This is a genomic window from Streptomyces sp. NPDC006743 (genome assembly GCF_040703815.1).
Classification (GTDB): domain Bacteria; phylum Actinomycetota; class Actinomycetes; order Streptomycetales; family Streptomycetaceae; genus Streptomyces.
Genome location: NZ_JBEYJA010000035.1, coordinates 58,241 through 71,365, shown reverse-complemented (window position 1 = coordinate 71,365; position 13,125 = coordinate 58,241). Strand labels below are relative to the sequence as shown.

Below are 13,125 nucleotides of genomic sequence, written 5' to 3'. Positions count from 1 at the left end.
GCCGATGGGGTGAATTGGTTACGGTTCGCTACGGCATATGGGGGATCGTGAGTGAACGGAAGGGGGCGGACCGGTGTCGGTCCGCCCCCCCCGGGGGGTGCGTGGCCCGCGGCGGGCCGGCGGCTATTTGACGGCGCCCGCCATCACGCCGGAGACGAACTGCCGCTGGAAGGCGAAGAACACGGCCAGCGGGATCACCATCGAGATGAACGCGCCCGGCGCCAGGACGTCGACGTTGTTGCCGAACTGCCGTACCTGGGTCTGCAGGGCCACCGTGATCGGCTGGGTGCCGGACTTGGTGAACACCAGCGCGACCAGCATGTCGTTCCACACCCACAGGAACTGGAAGATGCCCAGGCTCGCGATGGCGGGTCCGCCCAGCGGCATCACCACCCGTGCGAACAGGCGCAGTTCACCGGCGCCGTCGAGACGGGCGGCCTCCAGCAGCTCGCGCGGGATCTCCGCGAAGAAGTTCCGCAGCAGGAACACCGCGAACGGCAGGCCGTAGCCGGTGTGGAACAGGATCACCCCGAAGATGGTGCCGAACAGGCCGATCCTGCCGAACAGTTCGGCGATGGGGATGAGTGCCACCTGCACGGGCACGACCAGCAGGCCGACCACGGCCAGGAACCACCAGTCGCGGCCCGGGAACTCCATCCACGCGAACGCGTAGGCCGCCAGCGAACCGACCACCACGACGAGCACCGTCGCGGGGACCGTGATCAGGACGGTGTTCAGCAGCGAGTTGGTGATGTCGCTGTTCTCCAGCAGCTTCTGGTAGCTGTCGAAGGTGAGCTGCGAGGGCTTGGTGAACACCGTCCACCAGCCGCCGGTGCTCATGTCCTGCGGTGAGCGCAGCGACGACAGCAGCAGGCCGATCGTCGGCACCAGCCAGAACAGGCCCACCAGGATCAGGAACACCCGGACCAGGCCCCCGCCGGCGATCTCCGCGAGCCGGGAGCCGAGCGGCTGCCGGGCCCCGGCGGGCCGCGCGGCGGGCACCGCCCGCGTCTTCGTGACGGCCTCGGTCGTCATCGCCGCACCTCCCGCCGCAGCCGCCTCATGTTGAACACCATCACCGGGATCACCAGCAGCAGGAGGAACACCGAGATCGCGCTGGCCACGCCCGGGCGGCCCTCCGAGAAGCCCTTGCGGTACAGCTCCAGGGCGAGCACGTTGGCGTCGTCCTGCGAGGAGCCGGGGGCGATGATGAAGACCAGGTCGAAGATCTTCAGCACGTTGATCATCAGGGTGACCGCGACGACCGCGAGCACCGGGGCGAGCAGCGGCACGGTGATCCGGCGGAACACCTGCCACTCGCTCGCCCCGTCCACGCGGGCCGCCTCCAGCAGTTCCCGCGGCACGCCCGCGAGCCCCGCCGCGATCAGCACCATCGCGAACCCGGCCCACATCCACACGTACGCGCCGATGATGGCCGGGGTGACCAGGGCGGGCCCGAGCCAGTCGATGCCGTTGTACGGTTCCGCGAAGTTGCCGGCGGGCAGCCGCAGCAGCGCCCCGTCGGCCTCCGCGGGCAGCGTGAACGTGCCGTCGGAGGCGGCCTTCGTGCCGGCCACCACCTTGCCGTCCTTGACCGCCTCGATCCGCATCCCGGCATAGCCCAGCTCGGACGGGTCCACCGCGCCGAGCCGGCCGACGCCCTTGCCGCGTGTGAAGTCCTGCCAGGTGGTGCCGGTGACCTTCCCCGGCTCGGCCGGTGCCGGGGCGGCCTTCTTCGCACCGTCCGGCATCTGGTCGGGGGCGACGCCGACCAGCGGCAGCGCCACCGGCCGGCCCGTGTGCACCGGGCTCGTGGTCACGAAGCCCCCGTGGTCGGGCTTCAGCGGCGAGTCGCGGCCCGGGTGGGCCTTCGGGAACGCCGACGACTGCGCGAACGTGTCGTGGACGCCGACCCACACCGCGTTGGCGACGCCCTTGTCCGGGTCCTGGTCGTACACCAGCCGGAAGATGATGCCGGCCGCCAGCATCGAGATCGCCATCGGCATGAAGACGACCAGCTTGAACGCCGTGCCCCAGCGCACCCGCTCGGTCAGCACCGCGAAGATCAGGCCGAGCGCGGTGGCGACCGCGGGCGCGACCACCACCCAGATGACGTTGTTCTTCAGCGCGGTGCGGATGCCGTCGTCGGTGAACAGGGCCTTGTAGTTGTCGAACCCCGTGAAGCCGTGGCCGGAGGAGTCGTAGAAGCTGCGGACGAGCGAGTACCCGATCGGGTAGACCACGAGCGCGCCGAGCAGCACCAGGGCGGGCAGCAGGAAGAGGACCGCCACGGTCCTGCGGGTGCCGGTCACGCTCTTGCGCGGGGAAGGGGCGGAGGGCGGCGCCGTCCGTGCGGCGGCACCCTCCGCGGCTGCCGACGTCATCGCCGGGTCAGCTTCCGCCGCCGTAGGCCGCCGCGGCGTCCTTCTCCAGCTTCGCCTGGGTGCCCGCGACGTCCGAGGGGTTCTTCAGGAAGTCCTGGAGGTCCTTCCACTCGCCCTTGCCGGGGGTGCCGCCGAACGCCTGCGGGGCCTGGTCGGACATGTCGAAGCGGAAGTTGTCGCCGGACTCGATCAGCGCCTTGGCGATCTTGCGCTGCACCTCGTTCGGGTACGCCGACTCCGGGACGTTCTTGTTCGGCGACAGGTAGCCGCCGAGCTTCGCCTGGATGGTCGCCGCGTCCGGCGAGGCCAGGAACGTCACCAGCGCCTGCGCCGCCTTGGAGTCCTTGAGGATCACCGCCGCGTCGCCGCCGGAGACCACCGGCGCACTCGCGCCCACGGCCGGGAACGGGAACACCTTCGCGTCGGTGCCCACCTTCGCCTTGGTCTCACCGATGTTGACCTGCGCGAAGTCGCCCTCGTAGACCATGGCGGCCTTCGGCTGGTCGCCGCCGGTGAAGGTCTGCGTGACGGAGGCCGGGAACTCCACCTGGAGCGCGCCGCTCTGGCCACCCGCGATGTAGTCCTTCTTGGACCAGATCTGCGCGAGCGTGGTGAGCGCCTGCCCGACGGACGGGTCCGTCCACTTGATCTTGTGCTGGGCGAGCTGGTCGTACTTCTGAGGGCCCGCCTGGGACAGGTAGACGTTCTCGAACCAGTCGGTGAGCGTCCAGCCGTCGGCGCCGCCGACCGAGAACGGCGTGACCCCGGAGTCGTAGACCGCCTGCGCGGTGGTCAGCAGGTCCTTCCAGGTCTTGGGCTCGCTCGCTCCCGCGCCCTCCAGGACCTTGGCGTTGTACCAGATCAGCGACTTGTTGGCGGCCTTGTAGTAGGCGCCGTACTGCTTGCCGCCGACCTTGCCGATGTCCTGCCAGCCCTGCGAGTAGTTCTTGGCGAGCTGCGCCTGCGCCTCGGGGCCGAGCGGCTTGGCCCACTTCTTGTCCACCGCCTGCTTGATGGCGCCCGGCTGCGGGAGCAGCGCCACGTCCGGCGGCTGGCCGCCCGCGATCTTCGAACCGAGGAAGTTGATGATCGGGTCCTGCGCGGGGACGAAGGTGACCTTGGCGCCGGTGCGCCTGGTGAACTCCGCGAGGACCTTCTTGAAGTTGGCCTGCTCGGCACCCGTCCAGACGGCGGCGACCTCCAGGGACGCGCCGTCCAGTCGGGGCAGGGTGACGGCCGGGCCGCCGACCGCGTCCCCGCCGGCCGCACTGCTGCTCGGGCCGCCGGCCTTCTTGTCGTCGTCGGAACCGCCGCACGCGGTCAGGGAGAGAGCCAGTGCTCCGACGGCGAGGACCGCCGCCGCCCTGGCCGCACGGCCGCCCCCGGCGAACCGCGCGGGTCTGCCGGTTCCCGCCGGGCTGATGGGCCTGTCTGTCCGGATGGTGCTGCGCCTGCTGTGCATCACTGCCCCGTTCTTCGTACTCGTCGAACGTCCGAGCGCTGTCCCGTGCTGCACTGTCCTACGCCGGGGCCCGGATGTCGGCAAGAGCGCCCACCGCCCCGACCTCGTGATCGTGATGAGGTCGTGACGGTGCGTCAGGGCGACGGTCCTGGTGCGGGCCGCACACGGCTGGGCGCGGCACCGCACCGCACCGGAGCGGCCCTCAGATCAGGGACGGCACCCGGGCCGCGGCCACCTCCCGCGCCGCCCGCTCCAACGCGCTCGCCAGCAGGGCCAGATCCGTCGGGCCGTTGCCCAGCTCGCGCACCGGACGGCGGGTGGGCGGGTCGCCCATGCGCTGCCACTCCAGCGGCACCACCGTGGGGCGCTGGGTCGCCGTCCGCGGGATGCGGCCCGTGACCCGGCCGCCCTGGAACGGCGTCACCCGGCCGTCGGCGGCGGTCAGCCGGCCCCGGCCCGGCGCCGGCCGGCCGCCGGTCCCGCCCGGGAGCTCCAGCGGCCCGGCCGCCCCGGGGCCGGACTCCGGCGGGTCGAGTTCGACGCGCAGCGCGGCCCGGCGGACCGGTTCCGTCTGCGCCGTACGGCCGCCCGGGGCGGTGGCCGCCACCAGGTGGACGCCGAGCCGCTCGCCGTCCCGGGCCACCGCCTCCAGCGCGCGTATCACGGACCCGGCGGCGGGCCGGCCGGGCGAGCCCAGCGCCGGACAGACCAGGGCGTCCAGGTCGTCCACGACCACGACGAGCCGGGGCAGCGGGGGTGCCGCCTCGGTCCGGGCCCGCGCCGCCGCGGGCCGCAGCCGCAGGGTGGAGCTGGGCGGGGTGTCGAGATCGTCCGCGCCCGCTCCCGCCGCCGGCCCGCCGCCCGTGCCCGGCGGCCCGGAGCGCTGGGCGACGATCCGGCCGGACAGCCCCCGCCGCCCGTGCCACTCGGCGAAGTCCGCCAGCCCCAGCAGCTCGGCCCGCCGCTTCAGCTCGGCGCTCAGCGACTGCGCGAACTCCCGCATCCGCACCGGGTCGTTGGCGGTGAGGTGCGTCGTCACGTGCGGTACGTCCGTACACACCCGCAGGCCCTCCCCGGGCCCGCCGGCGGTGCCGGTGCCGTCCCGGCCGTCCACGAGCACGATGCCCAGACGGTCCGGGCGCTCGGCGGCGGCCAGCGACGCCACCACCGAACGCAGCAGCTCCGTACGGCCGCTGCCCGCCGGCCCCTCGACCAGCAGGTGCGGCCCGTCGGCCACGAGGTCGGCGCAGACCGGTCCGCGCGGACCGGCCCCGAGTATCGCCCAGGCCCGGCCGCCGAGGGCCGAGGCGTCGTCGGCCGCGTCCGCCCAGCGGGCCTGCAACGAGGCCGGGGTGGCGCGGGCCAGCCCCAGTTCGTCCAGCAGCCGCGCCGACAGCGGCAGCGGCGCCGACACCCGCGCCGGCCGGTTCCCGGCCGCTGTCTCCGCCGACCGCAGCGGCGCCAGCGCCCGCGCGAACCGCTCGGCCCACGCCGGGGACACGGCGTCGACGACGGCCACGGTGCCCGGGGCCACGGGCCGCCGCGCCCGGCCGCCGGAGCGGGCGACGCGCATCAGCCGCAGCGCGGTCGCCACGTCACCGCCGAGCAGCGCGACGGCTCCGCACTCCCGGAACACCGGCGAGGCCGCGCACGCCGCCTCGTACGCCTCTTCGTAGGCCCCTCGGGACGGCTCTCCGTGCACCCCGTGGTGCGGCTGCTCGGCGTGCGAGGCCTCGTAGGGCTCCTCGTACGGCCTCTCGTACGTGCCGCGGTGCGGCTGCGGCACCGCGGGCGCGGCGGCGGCCGCCTCCGCGAGGCAGATCACGTGGATCCCCGCGCGGGGGCCCTCCTGGGCCAGCCGGGCCACCGCGTCGCGCACGGCGGCACCACCGGGGTCGCCGTCCACGACGACCACGGTGTACGGACCCGCGAAGCCGCCGGCCGGACCGGACGCCGTCTCCTCCCGCGCCCAGGAGGGGCGGTGGGCGGCCGCGGGGGCCGGTGCGGGGCCGGCCTCGGCGGGGTACGGCGCGGCCGGCCCGTCCCCGCCGGCGTCCGGTGCGCCGCCTTCGGGGTGGTCCGCCCGGATCGCCGCGGGCGCCGGGGTACGGCTGTCCGCCAGGTGGTCCTCCAGGCGGCGCAGGAGTTCGTCGGTGCGGGCCGCGGCCTGCTCGCGGTCGTAGGCCAGGAGCAGCCGGCAGTCCTGGCCGTGGCCCGGCCGCAGATGGGGGAGCCAGCCGAGCCAGGACCACTCCGCCGTCCGCTCCTGTGCCGGACGGGCGCGGTCCGTGCTGAGCAGCACGATCTCCAGGACGTCGGGGGAGTGCAGCGCGGCGAGCTGGGCCAGCACCGCGCGGGCCAGCCCGGCCAGGCGGGCGCGCGGCCCGGCCAGGCCCAGCGCCCCCACCTCGCGCAGGTCCGCCGTCACCGGGACCGCGGGCAGCAGCCGTCCGGAGCCGTCGGGCGCGGGGCGGTCGGCGGTGCCCAGGCGCACCGTCAGCGCCTCGGAGTGTCCCGGGCCGCGCTCCCACAACCGGGGGCCGGGGCCCAGCGCGGTCAGCAGCAGCGCCGCCGGGTCCGGCCAGGTCTCCGGCGACCGGGGCGTCGCCCAGGGGCCGGGCGCGGTCCCGTCCGGTGTGTTCGCCGCCGGGTCGTCGTACGCCTCGCCACGGGCCGCGGCCTCACCGCGCCCGCCGGCCAGCCGCCGCGCCCACGCGCCGAGCCCGCCGCGCCTGCGCAGCCCCTGGGGCACGTCGGTCCCCCGCACGGGCGTGCCCTTGCGCCCGCCGCCGTCGAAGGAGCCGTCCGGGCCCGGGGCGGCACCGGGGTACCCGGCGACCCCGCCCCGGCCCGCGTGGGTGTCACCGCCCCGGCTCTCGATCCGTGGTGCGCGGCCCTGCGCGGGTACGGCGGGGGCGTCGACCGGTCCGCGCTCCCAGGTGCGCGGGGCCGCCGCGCCCGGGGCCTGTCCGGGGGACCAGCCGGCGGTGCCGGTCCCCGCCACGGTCGCCGCGCCCGGAACGGAGCCCGCAGCGGCGCCCGGTCCCGCGTCCCGGGGGGCTTCCGCCTCCGCGCCCGGGCGGCGGAGGGCTTCCGCTTCCGTACGGCCCCAGGAGCCCGTTCCCGGGTGGTGACCGCCGGTCGGCGCGTCCGTGGGGGCGGGGCCCGCGACCCGGGCGTGGCCCTCGCCGTCCGGGGCCGTCTCCCTGCGGGCCGCCGGGCCCGCGGACGGGGTCAGGCGCAGCACGGACTCGCCGATGCGCAGCAGCGCGCCCGGGGCGAGGCCAACCGGGCGGTCCACGGGCCGGTCGTCCAGCGCCGTGCCGTTGGTGGAGCCGAGGTCGGCGACCGAGACCCGGCCGTCGGGGGCCACGGTCACCGCGCAGTGCACGCGGGAGACGTCGGGGTCGTCGAGCGGGACGTCGGCGTCGGCGGAACGGCCGACCGTGATCTGCCCGCCGTGCAGCAGGTGGACACCGCCCGCGTCCGGGCCCGCGATCACGTGCAGCTGGGCCGGGGCCTCGTCCAGCTCGGGGTGCGCCTCGGGCTGGGCGGGGGCGCCCAGGGACAGCACCGCGCCGTCCAGCAGCGGGGGCTCGCCGAGCGTGCAGCGCTGGGCGTCCAGCCGCTCCGCGCCCGCGTACAGCACCACCGGGCCGGCGCCGGGCTCCCGGCCGGCGGCCCCGGCACCGCGCTCCCGGCCGGCCCGCTCGGCGGCCCCGGTCTCCCCGGCGACCGCGGCGGCGAGGGCGGAGGCCACCGCGGCGAGGGCCGTCCCCGCGGGCGCCGTGACCAGTACGTCACGGCTCGCGGCGCGGCCCCGGGCCGTGGGGGAGGGCGGGCCCAGCGGGTCTACGACGGTCAGCCGGATCTGCATCGCCGTCAGCGGTCCCTTCTGCGCGGGCGCCCGCGAACCGGAGGGGACGATGCCGCTCCGCGGCCCCCCAACCGCGGACATTCCCCCCACCGCCGCACGGGCACGTCGGCCAGTACTAGCAGGCATCCTCGCACCTGCCACCGACACCGTGCCCGCCACCCACCGGCAAGTGATCTTGAATGGTCGGCTCTGCCCCCAAAAGTGCCTGGCCCGCGCTGCGCGGATGACCGGTTGAGATCGGTCACGTCCGGTTCCGGCAACCTGTCGGTCCGGATCGAGCGTCTTCCCTTCGAACGGAGACGTGGCCCGGCCCGGGAAGGCGGTCCCCGGGGGAGGGGAGACTTCGGCCGGCCGGTGCCGGGCGGGTCGGCACTACAGTGTGTCGGAACGTAGGCGAGCGACAGGGAGCGCATGACGTGCGGCCGGTAGGCAGCAAATACCTCCTGGAGGAACCGCTCGGACGCGGTGCCACCGGGACCGTCTGGCGAGCCCGCCAGCACCAGCGGGCCGGAGCCGAGGCGGCCGTGCCCGGCCAGCCCGGCGAGACCGTCGCGATCAAGGTGCTCAAGGAGGAGCTGGCGAACGACGCGGACGTCGTGATGCGGTTCCTGCGGGAGCGGTCCGTCCTGCTCCGCCTCACCCATCCGAACATCGTCCGGGTGCGCGACCTGGTCGTCGAGGGTGACCTGCTGGCGCTGGTCATGGACCTCGTCGACGGCCCCGACCTGCACCGCTACCTGCGCGAGAACGGCCCGCTCACCCCGGTCGCCGCGGCACTGCTCACCGCGCAGATCGCCGACGCGCTCGCCGCGAGCCACGCCGACGGGGTGGTCCACCGCGACCTGAAACCGGCCAACGTGCTGCTGAAGCAGGACGACGGGCAGATGCACCCGATGCTGACCGACTTCGGCATCGCCCGGCTGGCCGACTCGCCCGGTCTGACCCGTACCCACGAGTTCGTCGGCACGCCCGCCTACGTGGCGCCCGAGTCCGCCGAGGGCCGCCCGCAGACCTCCGCCGTCGACATCTACGGCGCCGGCATCCTGCTGTACGAGCTGGTCACCGGGCGTCCGCCGTTCTCCGGCGGCTCCGCCCTGGAGGTCCTGCACCAGCACCTGAGCGCCGAACCGCGCCGCCCCTCCACGGTCCCCGACCCGCTGTGGACGGTGATCGAGCGCTGCCTGCGCAAGAACCCGGACGAGCGGCCGAGCGCGGAGAACCTGGCGCGCGCCCTGCGGGTGGTCGCCGAGGGCGTCGGCGTGCACGCGAACGCCGCGCAGATCGCCGCCGCCGAGGGCGTCGGCGCGCTGCTGGCCCCCGATCCGGCGCCCGCGCCCGTGCCCGCCCCGGACGGCGTGCCCGGCGCCGCCGACCCCACGCAGGTGCTGCCGCACGGCACACCGGCGTACGACCCGAACGGCGCGACCAGCGTCCTGCCGCACACCGGCGCCCCGCAGGGGCCGGGCGGCCCGCCGGGCGCCGCCGACCCGACCACCGTGATGCCCCACGGCGCCGCCGACCCGACCACCGTGATGCCCCACGGCGCCGCCGACCCGACCACCGTGATGCCCCACGGCGCGGCCGGCCCCACGAGCGTGATGCCGCCCGTGCCGCCCGGGCAGGACCCGGACCAGCCGCACCCCTGGCAGTCCCAGCTGCGCGCGGCCCGCGACCGCAACGAGCAGACGCAGGTCCAGTACCTCGACCCGGCCGAGGACCCGCTGCGCCGCCGCCCCCAGCGGCAGGTCGCCCGGCCCCAGCAGCAGCCCCGGCAGGGCCGCCCGCAGCAGCCGCAGCCCGGCTACGGCTACCCCCAGCAGCAGCCGCAGCAGCCCCGGTACGCGACCCCGCAGCCCCAGCCGCAGCAGTACGCCCCGGCGCCGCAGCGGCCCGAGCCCCAGCGCTACGCGCCGCCGCCCGTCGCCGAGCCGCAGCGCCCGGCGCGCGAGCCGAGGCCGCCGCGGCAGCGCGGCGCGAACCCGATGAAGATCCCCGGGCTCGGCTGTCTGAAGGGCTGCCTGTTCACGATCGTCATCCTGTTCGTCGCGGGCTGGCTGGTGTGGGAGCTGAGCCCGTTGCAGGACTGGATCGGCACCGGCCGGGGCTACTGGTCCCAGCTGACCCACTGGTTCGACCAGGCGGCCGGCTGGGTCAAGAAGGTCGGCGGCTGACCCGCGGACGCCCGCCCCCTGGGGGGGGCGTCCGCCTGTCCGGTCACGCCCTCGCGGGTTTGGATATTTGTCGACACCTGGCGGGTGATTTCCGTCTCCGCGGTGAAGGTCGCCTCGTCGGACGCGTAGTTTTGTCGGCAACACGCGTCTGTAGGAGCAGTCTTGGCACGGAAGATCGGCAGCCGGTACACCGCGAACCAGATCCTGGGGCGGGGTAGCGCCGGCACGGTGTGGCTGGGCGAGGGACCGGAGGGGCCCGTCGCCATCAAGCTGCTGCGCGAGGACCTCGCGTCCGACCAGGAGCTGGTGGGCCGCTTCGTGCAGGAGCGGACGGCCCTGCTGGGCCTGGAGCATCCGCACGTGGTCTCCGTACGCGACCTGGTGGTCGACGGCAACGACCTCGCCCTCGTCATGGACCTGGTCCGCGGCACCGACCTGCGCACCCGCCTGGAGCGCGAGCGCCGGCTCTCCCCCGAGGCCGCCGTCGCGATCGTGGCCGACGTGGCGGACGGGCTGGCCGCGGCGCACGCCGCCGGGGTGGTGCACCGCGACGTCAAGCCGGAGAACATCCTGCTCGACATGCAGGGCGCCCTCGGCCCCGGCGGCGCCCACCCCGCGCTGCTCACCGACTTCGGTGTGGCCAAGCTCATCGACTCGCCCAAGCGCACCCGCGCGACCAAGATCATCGGTACCCCGGACTACCTCGCGCCGGAGATCGTGGAGGGGCTGCCCCCGCGAGCGGCGGTGGACATCTACGCCCTGGCGACGGTGCTCTACGAGCTGCTGGCCGGCTTCACCCCGTTCGGCGGCGGCCACCCGGGCGCGGTCCTGCGCCGCCACGTCACCGAGAGCGTCGTCCCGCTGCCCGGCATCCCCGACGAGCTGTGGCAGCTGATCGTGCAGTGCCTGGCGAAGGGACCGGCGTCCCGGCTGCGGGCGTCCGAGCTGGCGGCACGGCTGCGCGAACTGCTGCCGATGCTGGCGGGCATGCCGCCCCTGGACGTGGACGAACCGGACACGGACGCGGCCCGGGAGAACGGCGAGGAGGCCCCCGAGGAGGCCGCGGCACCGGCGGCCGACCGGTCCCGCCGCCGGGGCGCGGTCCCGCTGGTGCCCGGCGCGCAGCCGGACTCCAACCGGGACACCCACACCTCGATGCGGGTGCCCGCGCCGGACGAGCTGGCCGGCGGCGCCCTCGGCACGGCCCGCGCGCCCCGCACGCCCGGCGCCCCCCGGCCCGGCTCGGCCCGGCACCGCACCGCGGCCCGCCGCCGCCGGATCACGCTGAGCGTGGCCGGGCTGGTGCTCGTCGCCGCGGTGGGCGCGGGTGCCTGGTGGGCGTCCTCGGGCGACGAGGGCACGGCCCCCGCCCAGGACCCGAAGCACTCGGCCCCCTCCTCACCCTGACCCGCGAGCCGGCCCCGCGGCACGGGTCCGGCGGCCGGGCCCCGCGCCCGGCGCCGCCCGTCCGATGCTCCCGTCCGGCGCTGGCCGCCTGACGGAGCCGTTACGCTGGAGGCGTGGCAGTCGTCGATGTATCCGAAGAGCTGAAGTCCCTCTCCTCGACCATGGAGTCGATCGAGGCCGTTCTGGACCTCGACAGGATGAGGGCAGACATCGCCGTGCTCGAGGAGCAGGCGGCCGCGCCGTCCCTGTGGGACAACCCGGACGAGGCGCAGAAGATCACCAGCCGGCTCTCCCACCTCCAGGCGGAGGTGCGGAAGGCCGAGGCGCTGCGCGGCCGGATCGACGATCTCGCCGTGCTCTTCGAGATGGCCGAGGAGGAGGACGACCCGGACACCCGTGCCGAGGCCGAGTCCGAGCTGACCTCGGTGCGCAAGGCGCTGGACGAGATGGAGGTCCGTACGCTCCTGTCCGGCGAGTACGACTCGCGGGAGGCCCTCGTCAACATCCGTGCCGAGGCCGGTGGCGTGGACGCCGCCGACTTCGCCGAGCGGCTCCAGCGCATGTACCTGCGCTGGGCCGAGCAGCACGGCTACAAGACCGAGGTCTACGAGACGTCGTACGCCGAAGAGGCCGGCATCAAGTCGACCACCTTCGCCGTCCAGGTGCCCTACGCCTACGGCACGCTCTCGGTGGAGCAGGGCACGCACCGGCTCGTGCGCATCTCGCCCTTCGACAACCAGGGGCGCCGGCAGACCTCCTTCGCCGGCGTGGAGATCCTCCCCGTCGTCGAGCAGTCCGACCACGTCGAGATCGACGAGAGCGAACTGCGCATCGACGTCTACCGGTCCTCCGGCCCCGGCGGCCAGGGCGTGAACACGACCGACTCCGCGGTCCGCATCACCCACCTGCCCACCGGCATCGTCGTCTCCTGCCAGAACGAGCGCTCGCAGATCCAGAACAAGGCCACGGCGATGAACGTCCTCCAGGCCAAGCTGCTGGAGCGGCGCCGCCAGGAGGAGCAGGCCAAGATGGACGCCCTCAAGGGCGACGGCGGCAACTCCTGGGGCAACCAGATGCGTTCGTACGTCCTGCACCCGTACCAGATGGTGAAGGACCTGCGCACCGAGTTCGAGGTCGGTAACCCCGAGGCCGTGTTCAACGGCGAGATCGACGGGTTCCTGGAGGCCGGAATTCGCTGGCGCAAGCAGCAGGAACAGCAGAGCAAGTAAAAAACGGACGCTTTGTCGACAAGGCAACTGCTGCCCTCGGGGCGGCAGTTGCCTTTTCCGTAGCCGATGTCTGGGTTTTGCGTCACACTCACATCGCTCTTCGTCCGGCAAAGAGCGCGTACCCGGACATCGCGGTCGCAACGGCCTTGACGTTGCTTTGAAATATGGGAAGGGTGAGGCGCGGCATGCGTATCCAACGGGGCGCATGTGAACCGGGGGGCTTCATCTTTCAGCTGTCTCCGTCGATCACTGCCCCGAGCGCGGCCTCATTGACGATCGGCTACTGGGGGTAGCGAACATATGACGAAGAAGACGCGGGTCCGGGTCGCGCGCATAGCCGCGGGCGCCGTGATCGCCGCGGGCGCCTCGCTGACCGCCGCGGGCGCGGCTTCCGCGCTGGACGCGAACGTGCAGGTCGGTCCGGTCAGCCTCGGCCTGAAGGCGGGCGACGGCGACCCCTGCGACATCGTCGTCGACCCTAGCTGCGGCGAGGGCAACAACGGTGGCTCGGGCGACAACGGTGGCTCCGGTGACAACGGTGGCTCGGGCGACAACGGTGGCTCGGGCGACAACGGTGGCTCGGGCGACAACGGTG

Annotated in this window: 7 protein-coding genes and 1 pseudogene; 4 read left to right on the top strand and 4 right to left on the bottom strand. The window is 74.6% G+C overall.

Annotation, left to right across the window (positions count from 1 at the left end; translation table 11 throughout):
* Positions 1-123: 123 nt before the first annotated feature.
* The 4 genes from ABZ719_RS25435 to ABZ719_RS25420 form a co-directional block, all read right to left on the bottom strand.
* On the bottom strand, positions 124-1,035 hold the full coding sequence (locus ABZ719_RS25435) for a carbohydrate ABC transporter permease (protein ID WP_366727483.1): 912 nt from the start codon (positions 1,033-1,035) through the stop codon (positions 124-126).
* Positions 1,032-2,312, bottom strand: coding sequence for a sugar ABC transporter permease (locus ABZ719_RS25430; RefSeq protein ID WP_366727498.1), 1,281 nt, complete (start codon positions 2,310-2,312; stop codon positions 1,032-1,034). Before ABZ719_RS25430 ends, ABZ719_RS25435 begins: the two co-directional genes overlap by 4 nt.
* Positions 2,313-2,391: 79 nt before the next feature.
* Positions 2,392-3,846: an ABC transporter substrate-binding protein gene (locus tag ABZ719_RS25425; RefSeq protein ID WP_366727482.1), complete on the bottom strand. Its 1,455-nt coding sequence runs from the start codon at positions 3,844-3,846 to the stop codon at positions 2,392-2,394.
* A gap of 202 nt (positions 3,847-4,048) precedes the next feature.
* The gene (locus tag ABZ719_RS25420; RefSeq protein WP_366727497.1) at positions 4,049-7,723 is read right to left on the bottom strand and encodes an FHA domain-containing protein; all 3,675 of its coding nucleotides are present in this window, start codon (positions 7,721-7,723) and stop codon (positions 4,049-4,051) included.
* Positions 7,724-8,139: 416 nt separating this feature from the next.
* On the opposite strand from ABZ719_RS25420, the gene ABZ719_RS25415 reads away from it, so the two are divergent.
* From ABZ719_RS25415 to ABZ719_RS25400, 4 genes and pseudogenes are all read left to right on the top strand, one after another.
* Positions 8,140-9,894 (top strand): serine/threonine-protein kinase, encoded by a 1,755-nt coding sequence (locus ABZ719_RS25415; protein ID WP_366727481.1) that lies wholly within the window; start codon positions 8,140-8,142, stop codon positions 9,892-9,894.
* A gap of 162 nt (positions 9,895-10,056) precedes the next feature.
* On the top strand, positions 10,057-11,301 hold the full coding sequence (locus ABZ719_RS25410; RefSeq protein WP_366727480.1) for a serine/threonine-protein kinase: 1,245 nt from the start codon (positions 10,057-10,059) through the stop codon (positions 11,299-11,301).
* Positions 11,302-11,414: 113 nt separating this feature from the next.
* The gene (gene prfB, locus ABZ719_RS25405) at positions 11,415-12,530 is read left to right on the top strand and encodes a peptide chain release factor 2 (protein ID WP_366727479.1); all 1,116 of its coding nucleotides are present in this window, start codon (positions 11,415-11,417) and stop codon (positions 12,528-12,530) included.
* A gap of 300 nt (positions 12,531-12,830) precedes the next feature.
* Positions 12,831-13,125: pseudogene (locus ABZ719_RS25400) on the top strand (hypothetical protein); the annotation flags it as partial.

Excerpts from the sequence above, each read along its gene's own strand:
- ABZ719_RS25435 (WP_366727483.1), bottom strand. The coding sequence starts at position 1,035 with ATGACGACCGAGGCCGTCACGAAGACGCGGGCGGTGCCCGCCGCGCGG.
- ABZ719_RS25420 (WP_366727497.1), bottom strand. The coding sequence starts at position 7,723 with ATGCAGATCCGGCTGACCGTCGTAGACCCGCTGGGCCCGCCCTCCCCC.
- ABZ719_RS25425 (WP_366727482.1), bottom strand. The coding sequence starts at position 3,846 with ATGCACAGCAGGCGCAGCACCATCCGGACAGACAGGCCCATCAGCCCG.